At 62.6% G+C, this 24737-nt stretch carries 24 protein-coding genes and 1 other RNA gene; 10 read left to right on the top strand and 15 right to left on the bottom strand.

The window, feature by feature from the left end; translation table 11 throughout:
* Positions 1–7: 7 nt before the first annotated feature.
* Positions 8–436: a division/cell wall cluster transcriptional repressor MraZ gene (mraZ, locus tag KO538_RS26155; protein ID WP_034748899.1), complete on the bottom strand. Its 429-nt coding sequence runs from the start codon at positions 434–436 to the stop codon at positions 8–10.
* A gap of 662 nt (positions 437–1098) precedes the next feature.
* Positions 1099–1438, bottom strand: an RNA gene (gene rnpB, locus KO538_RS26150) — RNase P RNA component class A.
* Positions 1439–1636: 198 nt separating this feature from the next.
* Here rnpB and KO538_RS26145 point away from each other — a divergent pair.
* Positions 1637–3340: a thiamine pyrophosphate-binding protein gene (locus KO538_RS26145; protein ID WP_219330124.1), complete on the top strand. Its 1704-nt coding sequence runs from the start codon at positions 1637–1639 to the stop codon at positions 3338–3340.
* 73 nt (positions 3341–3413) lie between these two features.
* Here KO538_RS26145 and KO538_RS26140 read toward each other — a convergent pair whose 3' ends face one another.
* The 10 genes from KO538_RS26140 to KO538_RS26095 all read right to left on the bottom strand — a co-directional run bounded on the left by KO538_RS26140 (position 3414) and on the right by KO538_RS26095 (position 13101).
* Complete coding sequence (locus tag KO538_RS26140; protein ID WP_070305675.1) at positions 3414–3956, bottom strand: hypothetical protein; 543 nt, start codon at positions 3954–3956, stop codon at positions 3414–3416.
* A gap of 151 nt (positions 3957–4107) precedes the next feature.
* On the bottom strand, positions 4108–5172 hold the full coding sequence (locus KO538_RS26135; protein ID WP_034748905.1) for a porin: 1065 nt from the start codon (positions 5170–5172) through the stop codon (positions 4108–4110).
* A 974-nt stretch (positions 5173–6146) separates the two neighbouring features.
* Complete coding sequence (locus tag KO538_RS26130; protein WP_219330123.1) at positions 6147–6602, bottom strand: nuclear transport factor 2 family protein; 456 nt, start codon at positions 6600–6602, stop codon at positions 6147–6149.
* On the bottom strand, positions 6599–7366 hold the full coding sequence (locus tag KO538_RS26125) for an SDR family oxidoreductase (protein ID WP_034748911.1): 768 nt from the start codon (positions 7364–7366) through the stop codon (positions 6599–6601). The genes KO538_RS26130 and KO538_RS26125 overlap by 4 nt, the downstream gene beginning before the upstream one ends.
* Complete coding sequence (locus KO538_RS26120) at positions 7363–7923, bottom strand: DUF3833 domain-containing protein (RefSeq protein ID WP_219330122.1); 561 nt, start codon at positions 7921–7923, stop codon at positions 7363–7365. Before KO538_RS26120 ends, KO538_RS26125 begins: the two co-directional genes overlap by 4 nt.
* Positions 7914–9194 carry an MFS transporter gene (locus tag KO538_RS26115; RefSeq protein ID WP_219330121.1) on the bottom strand — a complete coding sequence of 427 codons (1281 nt, stop codon included), beginning with the start codon at positions 9192–9194 and terminating at the stop codon, positions 7914–7916. Before KO538_RS26115 ends, KO538_RS26120 begins: the two co-directional genes overlap by 10 nt.
* The gene (locus tag KO538_RS26110) at positions 9191–9739 is read right to left on the bottom strand and encodes a chalcone isomerase family protein (RefSeq protein WP_070305681.1); all 549 of its coding nucleotides are present in this window, start codon (positions 9737–9739) and stop codon (positions 9191–9193) included. Before KO538_RS26110 ends, KO538_RS26115 begins: the two co-directional genes overlap by 4 nt.
* Positions 9740–9741: 2 nt before the next feature.
* The gene (locus KO538_RS26105) at positions 9742–10989 is read right to left on the bottom strand and encodes a class I SAM-dependent methyltransferase (RefSeq protein ID WP_374106890.1); all 1248 of its coding nucleotides are present in this window, start codon (positions 10987–10989) and stop codon (positions 9742–9744) included.
* Complete coding sequence (locus KO538_RS26100) at positions 10986–11783, bottom strand: DUF1365 domain-containing protein (protein ID WP_034748926.1); 798 nt, start codon at positions 11781–11783, stop codon at positions 10986–10988. The genes KO538_RS26105 and KO538_RS26100 overlap by 4 nt, the downstream gene beginning before the upstream one ends.
* Positions 11773–13101, bottom strand: a complete 1329-nt coding sequence (locus KO538_RS26095; protein ID WP_219330120.1) for an NAD(P)/FAD-dependent oxidoreductase — start codon at positions 13099–13101, stop codon at positions 11773–11775. The genes KO538_RS26100 and KO538_RS26095 overlap by 11 nt, the downstream gene beginning before the upstream one ends.
* A gap of 203 nt (positions 13102–13304) precedes the next feature.
* On the opposite strand from KO538_RS26095, the gene KO538_RS26090 reads away from it, so the two are divergent.
* From KO538_RS26090 to rpoH, 5 genes are all read left to right on the top strand, one after another.
* Positions 13305–14246: a MerR family transcriptional regulator gene (locus KO538_RS26090; RefSeq protein WP_034748932.1), complete on the top strand. Its 942-nt coding sequence runs from the start codon at positions 13305–13307 to the stop codon at positions 14244–14246.
* Positions 14247–14410: 164 nt separating this feature from the next.
* Positions 14411–15478 (top strand): signal recognition particle-docking protein FtsY, encoded by a 1068-nt coding sequence (ftsY, locus tag KO538_RS26085; protein WP_219330119.1) that lies wholly within the window; start codon positions 14411–14413, stop codon positions 15476–15478.
* A gap of 10 nt (positions 15479–15488) precedes the next feature.
* On the top strand, positions 15489–16232 hold the full coding sequence (locus tag KO538_RS26080; RefSeq protein ID WP_219330118.1) for a cell division ATP-binding protein FtsE: 744 nt from the start codon (positions 15489–15491) through the stop codon (positions 16230–16232).
* On the top strand, positions 16229–17149 hold the full coding sequence (gene ftsX, locus KO538_RS26075) for a permease-like cell division protein FtsX (protein ID WP_070305692.1): 921 nt from the start codon (positions 16229–16231) through the stop codon (positions 17147–17149). The genes KO538_RS26080 and ftsX overlap by 4 nt, the downstream gene beginning before the upstream one ends.
* Before the next feature lie 399 nt (positions 17150–17548).
* On the top strand, positions 17549–18442 hold the full coding sequence (gene rpoH / locus KO538_RS26070; protein ID WP_034748938.1) for an RNA polymerase sigma factor RpoH: 894 nt from the start codon (positions 17549–17551) through the stop codon (positions 18440–18442).
* A 90-nt stretch (positions 18443–18532) separates the two neighbouring features.
* Here rpoH and KO538_RS26065 read toward each other — a convergent pair whose 3' ends face one another.
* On the bottom strand, positions 18533–18799 hold the full coding sequence (locus tag KO538_RS26065; protein WP_034748940.1) for a hypothetical protein: 267 nt from the start codon (positions 18797–18799) through the stop codon (positions 18533–18535).
* A 178-nt stretch (positions 18800–18977) separates the two neighbouring features.
* On the opposite strand from KO538_RS26065, the gene KO538_RS26060 reads away from it, so the two are divergent.
* Positions 18978–19430 (top strand): hypothetical protein, encoded by a 453-nt coding sequence (locus tag KO538_RS26060; protein WP_034748942.1) that lies wholly within the window; start codon positions 18978–18980, stop codon positions 19428–19430.
* Positions 19431–19433: 3 nt separating this feature from the next.
* Here the strand turns inward: KO538_RS26060 and KO538_RS26055 are convergent, their stop codons facing one another.
* Both KO538_RS26055 and KO538_RS26050 read right to left on the bottom strand, forming a co-directional pair.
* Entirely contained in the window at positions 19434–19781 is a 348-nt protein-coding gene (locus tag KO538_RS26055) for an antibiotic biosynthesis monooxygenase (protein WP_219330117.1), read from the bottom strand.
* Complete coding sequence (locus KO538_RS26050; RefSeq protein ID WP_219330116.1) at positions 19778–20881, bottom strand: cytochrome P450; 1104 nt, start codon at positions 20879–20881, stop codon at positions 19778–19780. The genes KO538_RS26055 and KO538_RS26050 overlap by 4 nt, the downstream gene beginning before the upstream one ends.
* A gap of 76 nt (positions 20882–20957) precedes the next feature.
* Here KO538_RS26050 and KO538_RS26045 point away from each other — a divergent pair, with 76 nt between their 5' ends.
* From KO538_RS26045 to KO538_RS26035, 3 genes are read left to right on the top strand one after another with little or no spacing between them, the layout of a single operon-like run.
* Entirely contained in the window at positions 20958–21650 is a 693-nt protein-coding gene (locus KO538_RS26045) for a helix-turn-helix transcriptional regulator (protein WP_219330115.1), read from the top strand.
* Positions 21651–21660: 10 nt separating this feature from the next.
* Positions 21661–22392, top strand: coding sequence for an ABC transporter ATP-binding protein (locus KO538_RS26040; RefSeq protein WP_070305698.1), 732 nt, complete (start codon positions 21661–21663; stop codon positions 22390–22392).
* Positions 22392–24671 carry a type II CAAX endopeptidase family protein gene (locus KO538_RS26035; protein ID WP_219330114.1) on the top strand — a complete coding sequence of 760 codons (2280 nt, stop codon included), beginning with the start codon at positions 22392–22394 and terminating at the stop codon, positions 24669–24671. Before KO538_RS26040 ends, KO538_RS26035 begins: the two co-directional genes overlap by 1 nt.
* Positions 24672–24737 lie beyond the last annotated feature (66 nt).

The following is a 24737-nucleotide window of genomic DNA, read 5'->3' as shown; positions in this document are numbered from 1 at the left end:
CGGAGCCTTAGAAAGAAAAATTGGAAAGTACATCGGGGGTGCCGGCATCGATCGCCTGCTGTTCTTTGTCGGCCAATTTGGCGGCATCCCATATTTCAAAGTGGCTGCCCATGCCGATCATCATCACTTCGCGCGCCAGCCCGACGGCGTTGCGCAATTCGGGCGAGATCAGCACGCGGCCGGCCGAGTCCAGCTCGACGTCGACGGCGTTGCCGAGGAAGATGCGCTGCCAGGCGCGCGCCGACATGGGCCAGGCGGCGATTTGCTGGCGGTGGCTTTCCCACACGGGACGGGGGAAAAACAGCAGGCAGCCATCGGGGTGTTTGGTCAGGGTCAAACGGCCTTCGCATTGAATCGCCAGCGCGTCACGGTGCTTGGCAGGGATAGACATCCTGCCTTTGGCATCGAGATTGATTGCGGACGCGCCTTGAAACACGGAAGACCTTTTTTGAGCTTGGGTTGCGATGCTTGCGCATCACGATAAAAAGGGAAAATTTCCCACAAAAACACACTTTTTCACACAGTTGCCCACTTTAGAGGAAGCAAAGATAGTGGTCAAGCGGTTTCCGATTGGCAAAACAGGAATTTTATTAATGAAATTAAGGACTTAGCGCATATCGTTGAAGGAGTCTCAAATAAAAATATATCGATAAATTAGATACTTATGAAAGATAGTGAATGTGCTACCTCATCTGCACACATGTGTTTTCCTACCGTAAACATCGAAAAAAACGAAATCAAATAATTGAATTTTTTACAGTTAGTTGACACATGACAATAATTTCCTTATCCAGGCACAACAGCAATCCAGCGCAGTGAAAGACTTGGTTTAAAGCAAAAAATAATCGTCCACGGCGCGTACCGGCCCTGTTTTACGGGGTTGACCTGACGCGGGAAAACTATTTTTGCAATGCAGCAATTAATTAGAGCCAAGAAACTTTAACCAATTGTTCACTTTAGTTGTATATACAACTTTATCTTCGCCGCACTATTTTTAGAAACAAAAAAAGCCCCGTTGCGGGGGCTTTTTGGTTGGCGCGCAGCAGGCAAAGCTGCTGCGTCCGAGATGCTCCCTGGCAGACCAGGGAGCAGGAATTCAAGTGAAGCAGGCCGATAGGCCGGATTTTGTTACGGCGTCTTCCCTTGCAGGTCGGCGCTATGACAGTCATTCCTCTAGGCGCCAGATTACTCGGGCGCTCAAGCTTTCTACCCGCACGCTCCGCGAGCAGCATCATCGCGTGCCTATTTGAAATTGCACCAGGTGGAGGTTACCGCGTTTCACCGTAACTTAATACGCTCGTCTCTGTGGCCCTATTCCTCGCCTTATACCTTGCGGCTTTCAGCGGACGGCCGTTAACCGTCACCCCGCTCTATGGAGTCCGGACCTTCCTCCCGCCAGCGCATTGCTGCGCCGGCCAGCGACTGTCTGGCCTGCTTCACCCGCCATTGTACCGCGCCGCAGCATGTTTCTGCAAAAGCGCGCCGCACCGGCCGGGGGATTGTGTAATTCGGTGTCGCCATTTCAAAAGCCGGGCCAAATCGGCTCACATAGAATGAGGCAAGCTGCTTGCATGCAGGCGCATGCGCACCGCTTGCCCCATTTCTTTGCCACCCACTAGAATATAAAGAGCCGAACATGACGCAACAATCCCGTACCGGCGGCCAGATCCTGGTCGATGCCCTGCAGATCCACGGTGTCGACACCGCTTTTGGCGTGCCTGGCGAAAGCTACCTGGACGTGCTCGACGCCCTGCACGACTCGGGCATCCGCTTCATCATCAACCGCCAGGAAGGCGGCGCCGCCTTCATGGCCGAAGCCTACGGCAAGCTGACGGGCAAGCCGGGCATCTGCTTCGTCACGCGCGGACCGGGCGCCACCAATGCCTCGATCGGCGTGCACACGGCTTACCAGGATTCCACGCCGATGATCCTGTTCATCGGCCAGGTGGGCAACGATTTCGTCGACCGCGAAGCGTTCCAGGAAATCGACTACCGCCGCATGTATGGCCAGATGGCCAAGTGGGTGGCGCAGATCGACCGCGCCGAGCGCATCCCCGAATACCTGGCGCGCGCCTTCCAGGTGGCCACCAGCGGGCGCCCCGGCCCCGTCGTGCTGGCCCTGCCGGAAGACATGCTGATCTCGCTGGCCACGGTGGCCGACACGCGCGCCTACCAGCCGGTGCAGGCGGCACCATCCGACGCGCAAATGCAGCAACTGCGCGGCATGCTGGCCACCGCGAAGCAGCCGCTGGTCTTGCTGGGCGGTGCCACCTGGACGCCGCAGGCCTGCGCCGACCTGCAGCAGTTCGCGGAAAGCAACCACCTGCCCGTCGCCTGCGCCTTCCGCTTCCAGGACTTGCTCGACAATGCACACCCGAACTACACCGGCGACGTCGGCATCGGCATCAACCCGAAACTGGCCGCGCGCGTGAAAAATGCCGACCTGGTGATCGCCATCGGCCCGCGCCTGGGCGAGATGACGACGGGCGGCTACACCCTGTTCGATTCGCCCGTGCCGCGCCAGCGCCTCGTGCACATCCATACGGATGCAGAGGAACTGGGCAGCGTCTACCAAGCTGAGCTGATGATCAACAGCGGCATGCCGCAAGTGTGCGCCATGCTGGCCGCCATGGCCCCCGTCGATGCTTCCGCATGGAAACATACGCCGGCCGAAGCCAAGGCCGAGCTGGCCGCCTACCAGGAGCGCCCGCCCATCTTCCAGGATGGCCAGGCGCCGCTGGACCTGTGGCAAGTGACGCAGGAGATCATGGCGCAAGTGCCGCCCGACACCATCCTGACGAATGGCGCCGGCAACTACGCTTCGTGGGCCCACCGTTTCTACCGCTACGGCGGCATGCGCACCCAGTTGGCGCCAACCAACGGCGCCATGGGCTACGGCGTGCCGTCAGGCGTGGCGGCCAAGATCGTCCATCCGGAACGCACCGTGATCACGTTTGCCGGCGATGGCGAATACATGATGAATGGCCAGGAACTGGCCACGGCCGTGCAATACCAGGCGGGCGTGGTCATCATCGTCTTCAATAACCAGATGTTCGGCACCATCCGCATGCACCAGGAGCGCGATTACCCGGGCCGCGTGTCGGGCACGACCCTGCACAACCCGGATTTCGCGGCACTGGCGCAAGCGTACGGCGCGCATGGCGAAGTGGTGAATACGACGGAAGAGTTCGCCCCGGCCCTGCAACGGGCGCTGGCGCACGCCAAGGCGCACAACTTGCCGGCCCTGATCGAGCTGCGCTACGACGGCAACCTGATCACGCCGAACGCGACCCTGGCCACCATCCGCGCCACGGCGGAAAAGGCGCAGGCGGCCAAATAAGCTCCTTGCAACGCTGCAAATAACAAAGGCCCGGTCGATACCGGGCCTTTTTCTTTTTGACAGCGGCAATCGCTCAGGCTGCGGGCACAGTCGCGCTTTCCTCGGCAGGCACTGGCTCGGCCGGCGCTTGCGGCATCGGCGGGCATGGCGTGCAGTTTTTCAGGGGACGGCCGAAATCGCGCACGCGGCTCAATTTCATCGGCATGCGCACGTTGCCGCCGCAGTAATCGCCTTCCAGGGTCAGGGTCTGGCCATCCTTGGAAAACTTGCCGACGATGGTACGCTCTTCGCTGTCGGCGCCGGCGATGGTGAAGTCGAAAACGCCCGTGGCGGCGTCCAGGTTGACGTCGTTGGCCACGATGGGCCAGCTCAGCGCGCCGGCCGTGAATTCATAGATGACGGAATCGGCCTCGGCAAAGCGGTGCAAGGTGACGCGCTGGCCGCCGATTTCGCCGCTATCCTTTTGCAGGCACAGGTCGGAGTAGACGGCCACGCCGTAGCGCTCCAGTCCGGCCGGCTTCTTGCCCTTGACGGCAGCGGCAGCGGCGCCCGTGGCGCCAGCCAGCAGCAGCGCGGCCAGCATGGCAGCCAGGCGCGGCGATGTGTATGAATACATGGCATTCCTTTACTTGAGTAACGGCGCCATTATAACTGGCGCCGCCAATGCAAAAACGCGCCGCCAGGACTAGCCTGGAGACGCGTTTCCTTGCTTATCAGCATCCCCGAAGGGATGCTGGCAGCGGAACTAAGCTTCGCTTGCGCGAATATTAGAACGAGTGACGAACGCCAACGTTGAAGGCTTTGTCGCCCGTACCAACATTGCTGTTGTTACCAACGGTGTAGCCAGCGTTGTTTTTGTTCGAGATTTTAGCGTACGAAGCGTAGGTGCTGGTGCGCTTCGACAGAGCGTACGAGTAGCCCAGCGAGAACTGGTTAGCATCGGCGTTTGCGCTGTTTTTGTCGTTCACGTGGATGATCGAAGCCATCACGGTGCCTGCTGGACCAACTGGTACCGTTGCGCCGATCAGAGCGGTGGTGCTGTCGGTGCTGAAGCCAGCCGAAGTGTAGTCAAACGCGTTAACGTTGCCGTTGTTGCGGATGGCGCTGTTTTGGCCTTTGTTCACGCCGTATGCGACGTAAGCTTTAGCAACTGCGAAGTCGTAGTTAGCTGCAGCCAACCAGTTACGGCCGCTACCGGTTTCGGTCAGCGCGGTGTCGTTGCTGGTGTTGTTGTAAGCGATACGAGCGTTCAGAGGACCGTTCGAGTAGCCAGCCGACGCGCCGATTTTGCGGCCGATTTTGTTCGACTCAGCGTTTTCGCCGAAGGTGTAAGCCACGTCAGCGTCAAAGCCGTTGAAGTTTGGCGAGGTGTACAGCACGGTGTTGCTGGTGCGGGTGTTCGCTGGGAACAAGTTTTTAGCGGAACCAGCGTAGCCAGCTGCGAATGGATCAGCAACTTTCGACAGGGTGTTGTACCAAGGGGTGTATTGACGACCCAGGGTCAAGGTACCGGTCGTTTTGCTGCTCAGACCAACGTAAGCTTGACGATTGAACAAGGTACCAGCAACGTCTTGTTGACCGTTGTCAACGCCGAAGCCCGATTCCAGAACGAACAGTGCCGACAGGCCGCTGCCCAGATCTTCGGTGCCTTTGAAGCCGATACGGGAAGCCGAAGCAATGCCGCTGTCCAGTTTGTTAACGTTGCCGTTAACACCGCCGCGCTCGCTGACGAAACCAGCGTCAACGGTACCGTAGATGACAACGCTCGATTGAGCTTGGGCTACGCCAGTGGCTGCTGCCAGAACTGCCAGGGTGATCAGAGTTTTTTTCATTGCGATTTCCTTTAATTTTTGAAGCAAAAAGTAATACAGCCTATGCATCTCGAGCTGCGCTCTAGCAGAGCGCTTTTTATGAGTGAGGGCAAGGTCTCCACCTGCCACATTGCTGTTCCGGTCAGGGGAACATTCATATCGGTATCGGCACGCTATTGCACCGATAAGCTTGAAGGCTGCATAACGACCGTCATTCGTGCGCCGGTTCGGTGCTCAAACGGCACCGGAAGCGGCACTATAACGACCGTTTCACATTCCATCAAGTTCCAACATGTTACTTCCGGTACCAGGCCGAGGGCTTTTTCAGGCATCCCGACCATCGCCAACCGTACTACGCGACAGAGCCAGTGCCCCTTGCCAACCAATGCATTGGCCTGATTGACCATTCCATCATAGCGCATGCCTTGTCGACACCCGTTGTATTAGTGCAACAGTATCAGGCGAGTGATTAAAACGTCAACATGCTTTACCCGTCATTTGCCCTCCAAGATTTACGCGACAAAGCGCACAATTTGTCAGGCGATAATGGATAAACGGGACGAAGCATACACGGCATCGCCAATGTTTGCTGCCGAACGCACAAAAATGGGAAATAAAGCGCCCGTTTTTGGTGCGTTGCCGCATTATTCAGGGGCGTAGGCGCCATTTTCGACGTCGGCGCGCGCGTCGGAAAAATAGGCAAAGTAGCAACGGAATTGCTGACTTTCCGGTAATTTAAATTGCTCACATAGAAATGTTTTCCGTGTTTTCCGGACTACGCTTCAGTTATCCGATTGGAACGGATGAGGACGACTCTTGCTTGCAAATTGCGCATCACTTGAAACAATTTCTTACAATGTTGCCTTCTCAATATTTTGATATATTTGTGTCTAAAAAACGACACTTTGACCGAAATCAAGTTTTCGCCTGACCCATTCCGCACAATTTACTTTTTCTTTTTTGCATTTTTTGCTTAAAAGCATCAAGAAACCACCTTAGCGCTGGCTTGCCCGCCGCAGCATGCGCATGAAACCGCCCAGCAACGGCAGTTTTTCATACAATTCTTCCGCCGCATCCCAATAATCTCGATGCACGACCACCCGTCCCTGCGTATCGAAACGCACATGGGTTGCGCCACGAATGCACTGTTCGCCAGATACCAGTCGTTTCATGCGGAAGCGAAACTCCCACGTCAGGAATGCTTGCTGCCCCTGCCCCACGCTTTCCAGCACGACAAACCGGGGCGCGTCGACTTGCACGAACATGTGCTCGAAGATGGCCAGGATGGCGGCATGCCCCACCACCTCGTTGAACGGGTCCTTGAAATGGGCGTTCGGCGCATACACGGCGCCCAGCTGGGCCAGGCTTTCCAGGCTCAGGTGCTCGTAAAACCCCACCAGGCGCGCCAGCGCCGCTTCCACGCCTTCCGTGTCCGGCATACTTGTGCTCATACGCCCGTCACCTTGCGGATCAGCCAGAAATAGGCGCGGTACGGCAACAGCCGCGCCAAGCGCATGGTATTGGTAAAGCGTTTGGGAAAGTGGATGTGGAACTGGCCCCGCTCGATGCCGTCGAGCATGGCGGCGGCCGCGTCCTGCGCCGTCATCAGAGCTGGCATCGTGAAATCGTTGTCCGCCGTCAAAGGCGTGGCGACAAAACCGGGGTTGATTTGATACACATCAATTCCGCGTGCATGCAGATCCAGATACAGCGACTCTGTCAGGTTGATCAGCGCCGCCTTGCTGGCGCCGTACGCGAGGGCTTTCGGCAAACCGCCATAACCGGCCACCGAGGCGACGATGCCGATGCCGCCGCTGCCCTGGCGCAATAGCCACGGCAAGGCCTGGTCCAGGCAATTGAAGACGCCGCCCACATTCAGCGCCAGCAAGCCCTGGGCCGCCTCAAGGTCGAAGCTATCGGCACGCATGGCCTGATAGCCGCCAGCGACGACCAGTATCAGGTCGATATGCGTCCATTGCTGCTGCAATTGCGCGCAGACGGCCCGCAGCTGCGCGTGCTGCGTGATATCGAGCGGCAATGCCTGCGCCAGCGGCTGCCCCTCGCACAGTCGCTCGAGGCTGGCGCGGTGACGTGCCGACAAGGCTACGCTCGCGCCCTGCTCCAGCAGCAAGGTCGCGCACGCGGCGCCGATGCCGCTGGAAGCGCCGATGATCCACACATGTTTGCCGGCCCAGCTGGTGATCTTGCGGTTCATGGGACCGCCTGCGGACGCTTGCTGAACGACAAGGTGACGGCGCCCAGGCTGAAACCGAACTTGCTCATGGCGGCGCGGTTCAGCATGACCTTGTCATCCATCAGGAACATCCAGTCCTCGAAGTCGACGTGGTAGACCGTGCCATCGACGGGCAGCGCCAGCACGTATTGCCAGCGCAGCGCATTGCCGGCCACTTCGCCGACGGCTTCCCCGATCACGTCGGGCGCTGTGCCGATGAAGCGCCCGGGCGCCGTCTTGCGCAAGGTCCACACGCGCCGTTGTTTGCTGCCGTCGGAATACGTGAAATCCTCGTCCAGGGTGCCAATCTCGCCCGTCCAGCTGGCCCGCATCACGACGGTGAAGCGCTTGACCACCTTGCCGGCGCGGTCCTGGAAGATGCCGTGGGCGTCCAGCGTGCCGTTGAAGTACTGCTGCAAGTCCAGCTTGGGTGTTTCCTGCGCGTAGGTGGCAGGCATGGGCGGCGTGGAACAGGCGGCCAGCGCCAGCAGCAAGGCGGCTGCCGTCATGCCGCGCCGGCAACATTTCATCAGATACATGGTCGATACTCCCCGGTTTCACTATATATATGTTGTAGAGGCGCGCGCCACAGCAGCAGCGCCGCCAGCAGTTTCAGGGCGCAGGGCAGCAAGGCGTAGGCGGCGGACAGGGCCGGCAAGCCGCCGCTGCTGTTGCCAGGCACATAGCCGAGCCAGGCCAGCAGGGGCAAGGCGATGCCGGCCGCCAGCGCCAGGCTCATCTGTACGCCCCAGTTCCACCAGCCGAAATACGCGGCTTCGTGCCGCCCGGCATGGCCAGCCGCGCCGATCAGTCCTGCCAGCAGGGCCGGCGGCAAGGCCAGGTCGGCGCCCAGCGCCAGGCCCGACAGCAGGCAGATCGTGGCAAAGCCCCATGCGGCGCCCGCGCCCAGGCCATACGCCCAGACAAACACGCAAGCTGCCAGCAGCATGGCGCCGCCCCAGGCGCGCGCCTCGCCAAAGCGGCGCGCTAGGGCTACCCACGCGGGCATCGAGGCGGCCGCCGCACAAAAGTAGACGATCAAAAACGGTCCGGCGTAATGGCCGAGGCGCAAGTAGTCGGTGGCAAAGAACAGGAACAGAGTGGCGGGGATGGCGGCCGCCACGCCATTGACGAGCAAAACGGCAAACAGCCAGCGAAACGCGCGCTGGCGAAACGGCAGCTTCCAGCCATTGCCGGAAACCGCTTCTGCGGCACTGCGCAAGGCGGGACGCGGCGCGCGCGCCAGCAGCAGCGCGCCCGCCGCCAGCAGGCAGACGGCAAAGGCCAGCGACAAGCCGTCATAGCCGAACACGGAAGTGAGGCCCGCCGCCAGGATCACACCGAACAAGCCGCAGCCTTCGCGCACGGCCGTCACCCGCGCCCGCTGCGCGCGCAGCTGGCTCAGGGCCGCACCCCAGCTCTGGTGCGCGATGCCGGCAAGGCCATACGCGGTGTAGACGAGCAGCAAGGCAGCCAGGAACCAGGCCAGGGTCGCCGTTTCCCGCATGGCCGGTGGATGGAACAGGGCGCCAAAGCCCAGCAGCAGCAAGGGCAAGGAGGCACCGACATATACGGCATAGCTGCGCCCGCCACGCGCCATCCAGGCACCCAAGGCCGGATCGATGAAGGCGGCGGCGATGCGGGCCGCCAGCAGCACGGCGCCGATCTGCGCCAAATCCAGGCTGCTGCGCTGCGCATAAAACGGCGCGATATATATATAGATGGGCAGCGCCAGCATGGCCAGCGGCAAGCCGAACAGGCCATAACTGAACAAGGCTGGCAAGCTCAAGGCGCTGCCCACGGCATTCATGGCAGCGGGGCCGCACTCTGCAGCAAGGCCGCGCGCAGCTTCGGCGCCGTCGTCGACGGCGACAGCCAGATGGCAAAGAACGCGCGCGCAAAGTCGCCATCCGTCACATCCGCCAGCACCTTGCCATCGAGGTAAAAGCGCACGCCGGGCGCGACGCCGGCCCGGTAGACGCCCGCGATGCGCTGGTCTTCTTTGACGTCAGGAAAGATGCGCTGCATGGTGGACAGCCACGCCAGGCGCTGCGCTTCCGTGCCCACGCCCAACTTTTGCATCTGTTCATGACTGGCTTCGGCGATCTTCTTGCCGTCGAGCGCGCGTGCGTAGCGCAGTTCCAGCACAAACGGCGCCGTTTCGGACGCCGCGCCCTGGTAGCCTTGCGGGCCCACCCACAGTTGCGCCCGATAAATACGCATGCCGAACCACGTGTATTCGCCCTCGCCCGCCAGCCGGGCTTCGGGCACGTCGGCAGCGATAAAGGCCGGCGGCGCGGCCGCGGCACCCAACATGGTCAATGACAGCACAATAGTGGCAAGCAGGCGGCGCATGGTCAGTCCTTGATCAGGGTAAATTGCATCACATCCGTGTTGTGCGCCTGGAAAGCGGCCTCGCAATACGCGAGGTAAAACTCCCAGGTCAGCAGGAAACGGCCATCGAAACCCTGCTTTTCCAGCGCCGTGCGCTGGGCCAGGAAGCTGGCGCGCCACTGGCGCAAGGTTTCCGCGTAATCGAGGCCGAAACTGAAGGCGTCTTCCACGCGCAAGCCCTGCGCCTCGGCGGCGCGGCGAAACTCGGCCGGCGACGGCAGCATGCCGCCCGGGAAAATGTACTGTTGAATAAAATCCGTGCTCTTGCTGTAGCGCTCGAACAGTTCATCGGCGATGACGATGGTCTGGATGCAGGCGCGTCCGCCCTGCTTCAGGTTGCGCGCCACGCATTCGAAATAGCCGGGCCAGTAGCTTTGCCCCACGGCTTCGAACATCTCGATCGAGGCGATGGCGTCGTACTGGCCGGCGCTGTCGCGGTAATCGCACAGTTGCAAATCAGCCTGCTGCGCCAGCCCCGCGTCCTGCAGGCGCTGGCGCGCATAGGCAAGTTGCTCCGTAGATAGAGTCAAACCCGTCACGTGGGCGCCGTAGCTGCGCGCCGCCGTTTCCGCAAAGCCGCCCCAGCCGCAGCCGATTTCCAGCACCCTGGCGCCCGGCTGCAGTTGCAGCTGGTCGGCGATGCGCCGGTATTTCGCACCTTGCGCCTGCTCCAGGCTGGCGCCTTCGCTGAACAGCGCGCTCGAATACGTCATCGACGGATCCAGCCACAACTGATAAAAGGCGTTGCCGATGTCGTAATGGGCGTGGATATTCTTCTTGCTGCCGGCGCGCGAATTGCGGTTGAGCAAGTGCCGCAGCTTGTAGACGAGGTTGCCCCACCAGTTGCCGTAGATCAGCGATTCGATCTGCGCGCGGTTGCGTATCATCAGCTCGATCAAGCCCGGCAAATTGTCCGTGCGCCAGTCGCCGGCAATAAACGTTTCCGCAAAGCCGATGTCGCCCGAGCGCAGCACGGCCGAGCACAAACGCCAATTGTGCAAGTCCAGGGTGACGGGGTGGCTGCCGTCGCCATACAGCAAGATACTGCCGTCAGGCGTGCGCAGCCGCAAAGCACCGTATTGCAGTTTTTCCAGCAAGCGCAAGATCATGCGCCCGGAGGCGGGCACATCCAGGTGCGTGTGATCGGCCGTGTGGTCGGGACGGACGCAGGCGCGCGCCTGCAGGCCGGTCGGCAGGGAATCGGAGCTCATCGGGACACCTTTTCTTGTGGTGGAAGGGGTTTGCTGAAAAACGGCACGCGGCGCAGCCACAGGCGCAAGGCTTGCCAATGGATGCGCGCCATCACGCCTAACGTCATCAACGGGTAGCGCAGCAGGGCCCAGGCGATGGCGCCATCGCGCAGCGGCTGCGCCGTGCCGGACAAGCTCGTCTGCAGCAGCGGGCCGTCGAGGTCGTCATAGTCGACCCGGGCCAGGTGGCGCTCGCCGCCCTGCTCGCTGTTGCGCAGGAAATGGAAACGATAATTTCCTTCCACCTTGCAAAATGGCGAGACGTGGAAAATTTTATTGGCGCGCAGCTCGCTGCCATACGCGATGGCGCCGCCCTGCTCGAGCAGGTACAGGTGGCGCTCGCCAAAGGTATTGCGCACATCGCAGACCACGGCGCGCAGCGCGCCATCCGGGCGGTGGCAAAACCAGAAGCTGACGGGATTGAAGACATAACCGAACATGCGCGGCATGGTTTGCAGCCAGATTTCACCGCCCGCATCCGTCACGCCATGCTCACGCAGCAAACCGTCGATCCAGTCCAGCAGCGGCGTCGCGCCATCGCCGTGGTCGCTGTCGCGGAAGGACAGCACATTGGCGCCGTTGCGCGACATCAGCCGCGCAGGAAAATCGCGCGCCCCCATGCTGCGCAAGGGCAGGCGCAGATAAAACATGCCGTAAGCAAAAGCATGCGCGCGTGGGCGCAGCCGCGCATGGCGCACCTGTCCCAGGCACAGCTGGGGCTGTGGTGCCACGGGCGGCGATGGATCACGCAGCATGGCCGAGCTCCGCCGCCGCCATGCCATTGAGTATTTGCGCCACGGCCAGGCCCGACTTCAAGCCGTCCTCGTGGAAACCGTAGCCCGTCCAGGCGCCCGCGAACCACGTGTGCTGCGCGCCCTGGAAACCGGCCAGGCGCGCCTGGGCGGCAATGGCCGCGCCATCGAACACGGGGTGGGCATACGAAAATTCGTCGATGATGCTCGCCGGAGCGGGCTCGTCGAGCGGGTTAAGCGACACGATAACGGGCGTGGTAAAGGGCAAGGGTTGCAGCTGGTTCAGCAAATAATGCACGCACACTTGCGGCGCATCGCCGTGCGCGGCCGGCCGGCCCTGGTAATTCCAGGCCGACCAGGCCTTGCGGCGCTGCGGCAGGCAGGACGCATCCGTATGCAGCACAGCGCGGTTGGGCTGGTAACGCACGGCTTCGAGCACGGAGCGCTCGTCGTCGCGGATATCTCCCAGCAGGGCCAGCGACTGGTCGCTGTGGCAAGCGAGCACGACATGATCGACATGCTCGACGCCGGCGGCCGTGTGCAGCTCGACCATGCGCGCGCCACCGTGCGGCTGGCGGCGCACGGCCAGCACGGGGCAAGCGAGGCGCTGCTGCGGGATGCCGGCCAGCAGTTTTTCCACGTACACGCGCGATCCGCCCCGCACCGTGCGCCATTGCGGACGGTCACTCACTTGCAGCAAGCCATGGTTGTGGCAGAAACGGATGAACGTGGCCAAGGGAAAAGCCAGCATCTGGCGCGCCGGGCACGACCAGATGCATGCGGCCATCGGCAGCAGATACCAGTGGCGGAACTCGTCGCCATAGTTGTGCAGGTCAAGGTATTCGCCCAGCGACATGGCCGGCGCCGGCACGCTGGCCGTGGCCAGGGCGCTGGCCGTGGCCAGGGCGCTGGCCTGGCGGTTGAAGCGCACGATGTCGCGCAGCATGCGCAAAAAGGCGGGGCGCAGCAGGTTGCTGCGCTGGGTAAACACGGTATCGAGATTGGCGCCCGCCCATTCCAGCACGCGCGCATCGGATGCCGTGCCCAGCGGCATTTTGACGGAAAACGACATATCGCTGTCGGCCGCCTCGACACCGAGTTCGTCAAACAGCTGCACCAGGTTCGGGTAGGTGGCGTGGTTAAACACGAGAAAACCCGTGTCGACGCCATGCGTGACGCCATCGAGCGTGACGTCCACCGTATGGCTGTGGCCGCCAAAATAGTCGCCCGCCTCGTACAAGGTGACGTCCTGGCCCGCTTGCGCCAGGCGATAGGCACACGACAATCCTGCGATTCCTGCTCCGACGACGGCAATTTTCATGAGTGCACCTGTGTTAAGTTTGTCCTGGACAAATAAGCCTCATGGATAATCGATGAAATATTGATTTATGTCAATGAGCGCTCTCAGCCGTTCAGAAACTTATACGTCGGCAATTTTCAATCGGATTCAGCTATTTGGTCCGGGGCGGCGGAAGGCGTAAAATGCACTCCACGTTCTTTTGGCATGCGAGCAAGCCCCCTGGTATGGATACTGACCTGCAACCTACTTCCGCCTTCAGCATCAGCGATGTCGAGCGCGATACCGGGCTGGCCAAGGAAACCTTGCGTGTGTGGGAGCGCCGCTACGCCTTTCCCCAGCCCCAGCGCGACGCCTTTGGCGAACGCAGCTATCCGGCCGAGCAAGTGCAGAAGTTGCGCATGGTTAAGCGCCTGCTGGACCTCGGATTTCGTCCGGGAAAAATCATGCAACACAGCACCGTGCAATTGCAGCAGCTGGCCAGCGCCGGCAGTGCGGCGCCGTCAACGCCCGCACCCCAGCTCGAACACTACCTGTCGCTGTGCCGTGGCCACCAGATGGCGGAACTGGGCGACGCCCTGCGCCAGGCGCTGGCCGTGCTGGGTTTGAAAGCGTTCACCATCGACGTGATCGCGCCCCTCACGGGCATGGTGGGCGAAGCGTGGGCTTGCGGCGACCTGGCCGTGTATGAAGAGCATCTGTATAGCGAAACCTTGCAAACGGTGATGCGCCACGCCATCTTTTCCCTGCCGCAAGCAAGCAGCCCGTCCACGCGCACGCCGCGCATCGTCCTCAGCACCTTGCCGCAGGAGCGCCATGGCCTGGGGCTGCTGATGGCCGAGGCGCTGTGCGCGGCGGCCGGCGCCCATTGCATGTCGCTGGGCGTGGAAACGCCGTTGACGGACATCGTCGCGGCCGCCCGCGCGCAGCGGGCCGACATCGTCGCGCTGTCGTTTTCCAGCGCCAGCAAGCAACGGCAGACGCGCGACAGCCTGCAGCAGCTGCATGCAAGCTTGCCGCCAGAGATGGAATTGTGGGCCGGCGGACGTAGTCCCGTGCTGTACAAGCAGCCGCCACCGTTTTTGCATGTGCTGGACTTGCGGCAAGTCGACGAAAGCATCGCCGACTGGCGCCGCCGCCATCAGGCGCTGGCCCTGCAAACCCACTGAACCAGCCGGAAAGCGCGGCAACTGCGGCGATCTCCGTGGATAGCCGCGCAATGTTGCCAATCGAACAGTAAAGCATGAAGGGCCGGGCGCGCTCTGGTAGAATAGCCGGATCAACAGTGTCCGGCGCCGCCGGGCCTTAGGTCAGCACCCGCCACCACACATCCATGTTTAGTTTCTTCAAGAAAAAACCCATCGCTCCCGAGGCTGCGCCAGCCGAGCCCCTCGTCCTTCCCGCCACCACGCCGCCTGCCGCGCCAGCAGCAGCCCCGTCCGCTGCACCGCTGAGCGGCGCGCCGGCCGAGCTCGTGCCCGTGATCGTGGCCGCCGAACCCGAGAAAAAATCGTGGATGACGCGCCTGAAGGCCGGCTTGTCGAAAACCTCGAACACCTTGTCCGTGCTGTTCGTCGGCGCAAAGATCGACGACGCCCTGTACGAAGAGCTGGAAGCGGCGCTGCTGATGTCGGACGCCGGCATTGACGCCACGGAATTCCTGCTCACGGAATTGAAGAAAAAGGTCAAGGAAGACAAGCTGCTCGACGCCGCCGCCGTCAAGGCCGCGCTGAAAGTGCTGCTGATCGAGCTGCTCTCGCCACTGGAAAAGCGCTTCGAGCTGGGCCGTCACAAGCCGCTCGTGATGATGATTTCCGGCGTGAATGGCGCCGGCAAGACCACCACCATCGGCAAGCTCGCCAAGCACATGCAGTCGAACAACCAGTCCGTGCTGCTGGCTGCGGGCGACACCTTCCGCGCCGCCGCGCGCGAACAGCTGATGGTCTGGGGCGAGCGCAATAACGTCACCGTGATTTCGCAGGAATCGGGCGACCCGGCCGCCGTGGCCTACGACTCCGTGCAATCGGCGAAGGCGCGCGGCATCGACGTGGTCATGGTCGACACGGCGGGACGCTTGCCGACGCAGTTGCACCTGATGGAAGAATTGAAGAAAATCAAGCGCGTGATCGGCAAGGGCATGGATGGCGCGCCACATGAAACCCTGCTCGTCATCGACGGCAACACTGGCCAGAACGCCCTCACGCAAGTGAAGGCGTTCGACGATGCCCTGCAGTTGAGTGGCCTGGTGATCACCAAGCTGGACGGTACCGCCAAGGGCGGCGTGCTGGCGGCGATTGCCCGCGTACGTCCCGTGCCCGTGTATTTCATCGGCATCGGTGAGAAAATTGAAGACTTGCAGCCTTTCGTGGCTGCCGAATTTGTCGAAGCGCTGCTCGGATAAGCCTACCTACATGATTGAATTTCAGCACGTCTCCAAGCAATACTCCTCCGATGCCGTGGCGCTCAGCGACATTTCGCTCAGTATTGCCAAGGGCGAGCTGGTGTTCCTGGCCGGCCCGTCCGGCGCCGGCAAATCCACCTTGCTGAAAATGATCGCCGCCATGGAACGCCCCACTTCGGGCAAGCTGATCGTCAATGGCCAGGACATGGCGAAGATCAAGCCGGCCGGCGTGCCCTTCCTGCGTCGCAACATGGGCCTGATCTTCCAGCAGCAAAAGTTATTGAACGACCGCTCCATCCTGGCCAACGTCATGCTGCCGCTGCTCGTCGTCGGCGCGCATAAAGTTGCCGCGGAACAGCGCGCGCGCGCCGCGCTCGACAAGGTGGGATTGCTGGACCGCACCATGGCGCGGCCGCTGTCGCTGTCGGGCGGCGAGCAGCAGCGCGTGTCGATCGCGCGCGCCATCGTCAACCGGCCGCAGATCATCCTGGCCGACGAACCGACGGCCAACCTGGACCGCGCCAGCGCCAACAAGGTGCTCGACGCCCTGAAAGCCTTCCACTCGGTGGGCGTGACCTGCCTCATTTCCAGCCATGACGAACAGATGCTCGACGCCGCCGCCCGCGTGATCCACCTGAAAAACGGCCAGCTGGTCGCCATCGACAAGGCCACGCAAGCGCCCGTCTTCGCTCCGCCCGATCCCGATTTTGCACCGCCCCCCGGCCTGGACGACGCGCAGGGAGAACAGCCATGAGAGGCTGGTTCCGTCAACACCGCTTCGCGCTGGGCTCGGCGCTGATTCATTTACGCAAGTCGCCGGGCGGCTTTCTGTTGAACGTCGTCGTCGTCGCCATTGCCCTGTCGCTGCCGTTCGCCGGCTTGACCATGCTCGACAATGTGCGCCCGATGTCGGAACAGATGTCGGTCGATCCGGAAATCAGCGTCTTCCTGAAGATCGACACGCCGCGCGAACAAGCCGTGGCCCTGGCCAGTTCCATGCGCAAGATCGTGGGCGAGCAAAAGGCAAAGATCGTCTTCATCCCGCGCGAACAGGCGCTCGACACGCTGAAAAACAAGAATGGCCTGGCCGATGTACTGAGCACCCTGGGCGACAATCCCTTGCCCGACAGCTATGTGCTGAAACTCGACGCCTTCAGCAGCGCCAGCGAAGCGCAGGACGTCGATGCGGTGGCGGAACAGCTGCGCCATTTGCCCGGCGTGGAATCGGCGCAAGTCGATTCTGCCTGGGTCAAGCGCCTGGCGGCCCTGCTGGGCGTGCTGCGCCTGGTGCTGCTGCTGCTGGCCATCACCCTGGGCGTGGCCGTGATCGCCGTGGTCTTCAATACCATCCGCCTGCAAGTGATGCAGCAGCGCGATGAAATCAGCATCTCGAAACTGATCGGCGCGACGGACACCTTCATCCATCGCCCCTTCTATTACACGGGTGCTCTGCTGGGCCTGTGCGCCGGCGCGCTGGCCCTGGGCGCCGTGGCGCTGGCCTTGCAACCGCTGAATACCGCGATTGCCGAGTTTGCGCGCCTGTATGCGTCCGAATTCCAACTGGTGCCGCTGGCGCCGCTGCCGATGGCGGGCTTGCTGGCCGTCAGCGCCGGCCTGGGCCTGATCGGCGCCTTCCTCTGCGTGCAGCGCCACCTGGCGCGCCTGAACTGACCATCCCTTCCATGGCGGCGCCTTCGGTGCCGCCATGCGCGTCACCCTCCCCCGTCTGCTGTTATCTTGATATTAAGCAAGTATTCTTAAGGCTCGCTTCAGCCAGAGGCCGTAGACTAGCTACGTGGTCAAATCGCTGTTCAGAGATATATATCAAGCATTAATCCGCCATAGTATTTAGGCTATCAGGACGATTAAATGTGCTGATTGGCACTCTCAGGCAGAGAGTGCTAATATAGGGACATACCAAAGGCAGTAGCGCCATGGGCGCCAGATGAAGATGGTGCCGCGCTCTGCAAAGTGCAAGACCGGATACGCAAAAACGAACAGACAACAGGACCACGTCGCGTGACGTGGCCAACTGGAACAAAGCAAGACTACGAGGGAGAAAACATGACTATGATGTCCGCAACGTCCGCATTGGTTCCGACCAAAAGTAATGCGCTGGGCCTCGGTTTCACTGGCAATCTGGGCAATATCGACGCCTATATTTCGGCCGTGAACCGCCTGCCCATGTTGACCCACGACGAAGAAATTTCGCTGGCGAAACGCCTGCGCGAAAAAAATGACCTGGCCGCCGCGCAAGAGCTGGTGCTGTCGCACCTGCGCCTGGTGGTCTCGATTGCCCGCGGCTATCTGGGCTATGGCTTGCCGCATGCCGACCTGATTCAGGAAGGCAATATCGGTTTGATGAAAGCCGTGAAACGTTTCGATCCGGACCAGGGCGTGCGCCTGGTGTCGTACGCCATGCACTGGGTGAAGGCCGAGATGCATGAGTACATCCTGAAAAACTGGCGCCTGGTCAAGGTCGCGACGACGAAGGCACAGCGCAAGCTGTTCTTCAACCTGCGCAGCCACAAGACGGGCCTGGACGCGATGACGCCGAAGCAGATCGATGCGCTGGCCAAGCTGCTCGACGTAAAGCGCGAAGAAGTGATCGAGATGGAAACGCGTTTGAGCGGCCGCGACATTGCACTGGAATCGCCGACCGACGATGAAGACGACAAGTTTTCGCCGATCGCCTACCTGTCGTCGGAGCAAAGCGAGCCGACCAAGGTGCTGGAAGCGGAACAAGTGACGCGTTTGCAATCGGAAGGCCTGGAAACGGCCTTGAGCAAGCTGGACGCCCGTTCGCGCCGCATCATCGAAGCGCGCTGGCTGGCCAACGACGACGGCTCGGGCGCTACCCTGCACGCGCTGGCAGAAGAGTTCGGCGTATCGGCCGAACGCATCCGCCAGATCGAAGTGGCGGCGCTGAAAAAAATGAAGGGCGCCCTGGCCGCCTGGGTCTAATCGCAAGCAATGCCGCAATGCAAAAGGCGCCGCAAGGCGCCTTTTAGTTTTACAAGTTGATGTTTATCAACAGATAAACATGGCAGCCCATTAAGCTGCGGCCAAGCCCTTGACGAGGACTTCGGCGACCAATTCATTTAGATCTGCGCCGCGCTCCTTGGCCAGGGTCTGCAATTGCAAGACCAGATCGCTGTTCAGCTTGACGGCGAATGGCACCAGGCCCAGGGCCTGGTCGCGCTTGCGCTGCTCGCGGCGGTCGACGACCACCGCTTCCTTACCGAATGCACCGGCGCCGGGAACATTCATCTTTCCCATCAGTTTCTTGGCATCGCTTTTGGCCAGGTCGGTTTTTTTCATGGTTGTTTCCTGATTTTCAAAACAGCCATTTTACGCAGTAATCGGCGCGCCGCGTGGCTGGCGCGTCAATTCATCGGCAGCACGCCAATAGTGCGCCAGAAAAATATCATTTTGTTACTATCATTTTATCCCACGCGTGCACAGGCACGCCCGGGACGCTCTACCTGAAAGGAAAAACATGCAATATCTGACCCGCTCTTGCCGCACCGTGCTGCTTCCCCTGTTCTTCGCCTGCCTGGCCGTGCTGGCCGGCTGCGGCGCGGCCGGCAGCGCCGGCGACGCGGAAAACACGCCGCGCAGCGTCACCCACGTGCTGTCGCCGGGCGAACAGGTCGCCATCACGGCTACCGATACCCTGAAACTCGAGCGCGTCAACGACAGCCGCTGCCGCAAGGGCGCCGTGTGCGTATGGAAAGGCTACGTCAGCTACAGTTTCAGTTTGCTCAACAGTGCAGGCGCCACGGACATCGTCCTGTCCGATTCCATGCCGGGCGCTTCCAGTTCCGTCACTGTCAACCACCTGACGTTTACCTTGCTCGACGTCGACCCGGCCACGCCGCCCGCACTTAACACAGCCGAGCCCAACTACCGGGTCAAGGTCAAGATCACGCAGGGCGCCCTGCCCCGCTAAGCGCTAGGCATCGTGGCGCTGGCGGCTGTCGGTCGGCGCCTGTTGCCGGTCCAGCATGCCGTAATCGCGCACGACGGCGGCGATGCGCAGCCGGTAATCGTCAAATACGCCCTGCCGGCCAGCCGCTTGCGCCGCGCGGTGCGCTTCCAGCTGCCGCCACTGCGCCAGCGCCACCTCGTCGCGAAAGAAAGACAGCGACAGCAATTTGCCTGGATCGCTCAAGCTGCTGAAGCGCTCGATGGAAATGAAACCATCGACTTCATCAAGCAAGGGCCGCAGCGCGGCAGCCAGATCCAGATACTGCTGGCGCCCTTCGGCGCTAGGCCAGACTTCGAAGATCACGGCAATCATGCGCTCGCTCCTTGCGTAAACACGGGGATGCGGGCGTTCAGCGACGCTTGATAACGCCACGCCAACGCCATGTCTTCCAGCCCGTCGGCCCACGCCTGCAAACAAGCCATGGCGATGGCGTGCGCGATGGACTGGCCAGGGCAGAGGTGGCGGCCATGGCCAAAGCCCAACTTCGCATGGCCGGCGCTGGCCAGCACGACGACGATCATCTGCCCGGCCGGCACGTGCACGCCATCGAACTCCACGTCTTGCGCCGTGTAGCGGCGCGTGTTGTGGATCGAGGGATCATGGCGGCTGACTTCGCGCAGCATGGCCGGCCACCGCTCAGGCGATGCGCACAGTTGCGGCAGCAACTCCGGCTGCGCGTGCAAGGCAACGATGGCATTGCCCAGCAAGCCGGCCGTGGCGTCGCACGTCTGCGACAACAAGCCCACGAGGTTGGCCAGCAAGCCGCTCCCCATAGCATCGGTCTCTGTCGCGATACTGGCCAGCAGGCTGCCCGGCCTCGCGTTGCCCTCGCGCAGCAAGTGGCCAAAACCTTGCAGCAGGGAATCGGCCGCCTCCTGCGCGCCGGCCAGTTGTTCACCATTGCTCAGCGGCGACAGGCAGGCAACAAAATCACGCGTCCAGGCGGCCAGCGCCGGCCATTGCGCTGGCGCAAAGCCCAGCAATTGGGCCATGGCGAACAGGGGCAGTTGAAAAATCGCCTCGTTGAGCTGGGCGGCGCTGGCGGGAACGCGGTCACCAGCGAGATGTGCGACCTGCCGCTGCAGCCGCGCCAGGTCCACCTGGGCCAAGGCGCGGGCCAGCGCCTGTTTCGGCACGGCATGCCGCTCGCCATCGTTCATGCGCACCAGTTCGGCAAAAATAGTACCGCACGGCGTGCCTGCCAAGTTCTGCGGCACGACAAGTCCCGGCGGGCGCACGCGGCACGCGGGATGCTCGAGCACGACGCGCACGCCGGCCGCGCCCGTCGCCAGCCAGCAATCGAGTGCCGCATCGAAACGCAGCGGCGGGCCGTCCGCCAGGCGGCGATAGTAGTCATACGGCGCCGCATGGGTGACGGCGGAAAAAGGGTCGGCGGGGGCGGCGAGATGCATGCGCATTCCATTGCAGTGAAGTGGGGACACGAGTATGCTGGTCCTTCCACCACAACACTTCGCCAGCGAACGAATCATGGATGACAAACTTCCGTCGGCCGACATGGGCCTGGCGCAACTGGCCGGCGCCATCGCCGAACCGGCCCGCGCGCGCATGCTGTGCAGCCTGCTCGATGGCCATGCGCGCACGGCCACGGAATTGTCGACGCTGGCCGAAGTGGGCGCCTCGACGGCCAGCGCCCATCTGGCGCGCTTGCGCGACGATGGCTTGCTGTCGATGGTGGCGCAGGGCAAGCACCGCTATTACCGCCTGGCCAGCGCGGAAGTGGGCCAAGCCCTCGAGGCGCTGCTGGTGGTGGCCGGCGTGCCGGCAACGCCGTTTACGCCCTCCACGCCGGACCGCCTGCGCCATGCGCGCACCTGCTACGACCACATGGCCGGCACCGTCGCCGTCGCCCTGCACGACCAGTTGCACGCACAGGGCTGGCTGCTGGACGATGGCGGAGAATATCGTCTGTCGGAAGCGGGCGCGGCCGGCATGGCGGCCCTGGGCATCGACGTGCCGCAATTGCTCAGACAGCGCCGCCGCTTCGCCTGTGCCTGCCTGGACTGGAGCGAACGCCGCGCCCACCTGGGCGGCGCGCTGGGAGCCGCCCTGCTGCAACTGGCCCTGCGCCAACGCTGGGCCGAGCGCGAACTCGACAGCCGCGCCCTGCGCATCACGCCGGCCGGCGAGCGGCGCCTGCTGACCGCCTTCGGCGCTTGCTGAGGGACACACGATGATCGCCTTCCAGGACCTGGCAAAACAATACGGCAGCTTCGAAGCCGTCAAGCCGCTGACCTTGCAAGTGGGCAAAGGGGAAGTCTTCGGCTTCCTGGGCCCGAACGGGGCGGGCAAGACCACCACCATCCGCATGCTGATGGGCATCCTCGTGCCCAGCAGCGGGCGCGTGCTGGTCGACGGCCTCGATTGCCACCGCGACGGCGCCGCCGTCAAGCGCAAGGTGGGCTATTTACCCGACAATCCCATCTTTTACGATTATTTGCGGGGCCGCGAAATCCTGCAATTCGTGGCCGAAATGCATGGTTTTTCGCGCACGGAAGCGGCCGCCCGCGCCGCACGCCTGCTCACGGAATTCGGGCTCGATGAAGCGAGCGAGGATTTCGCCGTCAATTACTCGCTGGGCATGAAGAAAAAACTGGGCCTGGCGTGCGCGCTGATCCACGACCCGGCCGTGCTGATCCTCGACGAACCGATCAACGGCCTCGACCCGCGTGCCTCGCGCGACGTGCAGGAACGCTTGCTGCGCATCGCCGCGGCCGGCACCACCATCTTCGTTTCCACGCATCTGCTCGATATGGCGCAAAAGCTGTGCAGCAGGGTTGCCATCATCCACCGGGGCGCCCTGGCGGCCACGGGCAGCCTCGACGATATCCGCCAGCAGCTGTCCAGCGACGGCAGCCTGGAAGACATCTTTTTACAGCTCACCGACGAAACGGCTGCCGCGTGATGCCCGCGCCACCAGGCGCCTGGCGCGCCGTCTGGCTGCTGACCCGCTTGCGCCTGCAGCGCCTGCTCAACGTCAGCGGCAGGGGCTTTTCCTTCAAGAAAAACAATAAAAGCCGCCCCGCCACGCCGGGCAAGCGTGGCGGGCGCTGGCTGCTGGGCGCGCTGCTCTTGCTGCCCATGCTGCTGTCCTTCGGCAGCATCGCCCACCATAGCGTACTGAACATGCATTGCCTGCTGGACCAGGTCGCCGCCTGCCAGGCGCGCGGCAGCCTGCACACGGGCAGCCACCTGCTCGATCCCGTCATCGCGCAATTGATGGCCACGCCCTTTAGCGCGGCGCTGATCGGCGGGCTGACCCTGCAGTTGGCGCTGCTGTGGCTGGTCAGTGTCCTGCTGCCGCTGGGCATGGGAGAACTGTCGAAGCCGGACTGGGATCTGGAATGGCTGGTCACCCTGCCCGTCGAGAAAAGCACCTTGCTGTGGGCGCGCGTGCTCGAACGCACGCTCGTCAATCCGGCGGGCTTGCTGGCCCTGTGGCCCAGCACGACAGTGATCGCCTGGTATTCGGGCCAGGGCTGGATGTCCCCTTTGTCCGGCCTGCTTGCCAGCCTGGTCCTGCTGGCCCTGGCCGCCATGCTGCGCACCCTCATCGACACGGGCTTGCGCATGTCGCTCACGCCATCCCGGCTGGGCAACCTGCAGGCGGTGATTTCTCTGGCGGGCCTGTTGCCCATGTATATGGGCATGTCGTTTGGCATGGGTACGGGCGGCTTCGCGTATGCGTGGGCGGCCGCCATGCCCGCCTGGAGCAGCTGGACGCCGCCGGGCCTGTTGCTGCGCGTGCTCAATGCCGATGGCATGGCCGCCTTGCTGCCCGCCGCTCTGCTGCTGGTGCAAATGCTGCTGCTGATGTGGCTGGGCATGGCCATCCTGCGCCGCCAGTTGCGCCACGGCGTGGTGGGCCAGGGACAGCGCGAAGGCGCGCGCAAGCCGGCGGCGGCGCCATTGCCTACACGCCGGTGGCGCCTGCGCATCGGCACGGCGATCCAGCGGCGCGAACTGACGTTGCTGCTGCGCGACCGCAATTTTCTCGTGCAGACCCTGCTGATGCCCTTGCTGATCTTCGGCGGCCAGGCCCTGTTTACAGGCCAGGCGCGCGACCTGCACGCGCTGTTGGACAATCCCGTCCTGCTGGCCTCGACGGGCTTCTTCCTCGGCACCTATGTGCTGCTGATGTCGGCCTTCCAGACCCTGAACAAGGAAGGCGGCGCGCTGTGGCTGCTGTACACGTTTCCCGTCTCCGTCGAACAGGCGCTGCGGCAAAAAGCCCAGTTGTGGGCCGCGCTGGCCCTGCTGTATCCATTGATCCTGTTCGGCGTGGCGCTGGCCTGGCAAGACGCCTGGCGCTGGGACATGGCGGGGTTGATGCTGCTGGCCCTGGCCGGCATCCCCCTGTACTCGCTGATCGCCGTGGCGCTGAGCGTGTTTGCCAGCGATCCGCTGGCCATGGAAACCACGGCCAGGGTGCGCCCCACTTACACGTATCTGTATTTGCTGCTCACCGGCCTGTATATCACCGCGCTGGCCGCCGGCAGCCTGGTGCAGCAACTGGTGTTTGTCGTGCTCACGGGCGCGCTGGCCGTGGCCCTGTGGCAAAAGGCGCGCGATGCGCTGCCCTATCTGCTCGACCCTGCCGCCTCGCCGCCGGCCAGAATCACGGCGGCCGACGGCCTGATCGCCGCCATGCTGTTTTTCATTCTGCAAACCTTGCTGCTGATCCTGCTCAAGGACCAGGTAGCCGCGCCGCTCACGTATGTGCTGCTGCGCCTCGTGTATTGGCGCGCCGGGACGGCCGGCGTGCCGCGCATCGCACAGGGCCGCCAGCCGTGGCGCTGGGGAGTCGCCGGCGCCTGTGCCGCGGCGCTGTTCGGCATCGGCTACGCGGCCCTGTTGCCGCCAGCATCGTCACCATTGATGCATATCAATGGCAACGGGCTGTGGCTGCTGGCCCTGGGCGTGCTGGCCGCGCCCCTGTGCGAGGAATTCATCTTCCGCGGTTTGCTGCAGGGCGGCTTGCGCCGCTCTCTGCCGGCCTGGCAGGCGATCGCTGTCGCCGCCGCCCTGTTTGCCACCGTGCATCCACCCGCCGCCATGCTGCCCGCCTTCGTGCTGGGCCTGTGCGCGGGCATCGCATACGAACGCAGCGGCTCGCTGCTGGCGCCCATGCTGGTGCATGCCGCTTACAGCGCGGCCCTCCTCGCGTACCAGTTACAAGGATAGATACAGGCACAGACAAGTTTGCTAGAATCGCACACGATTTCCGTCCGTATCCCAACCAATGACTAC

Origin of the sequence: Janthinobacterium sp. NKUCC08_JDC, assembly GCF_019345575.1 — a bacterium.
Classification (GTDB): Bacteria; Pseudomonadota; Gammaproteobacteria; order Burkholderiales; family Burkholderiaceae_D; genus Janthinobacterium; species Janthinobacterium aestuarii.
Note: the sequence above shows the minus strand (reverse complement) of the source record. Positions and strands in the feature narration are given on the sequence as shown.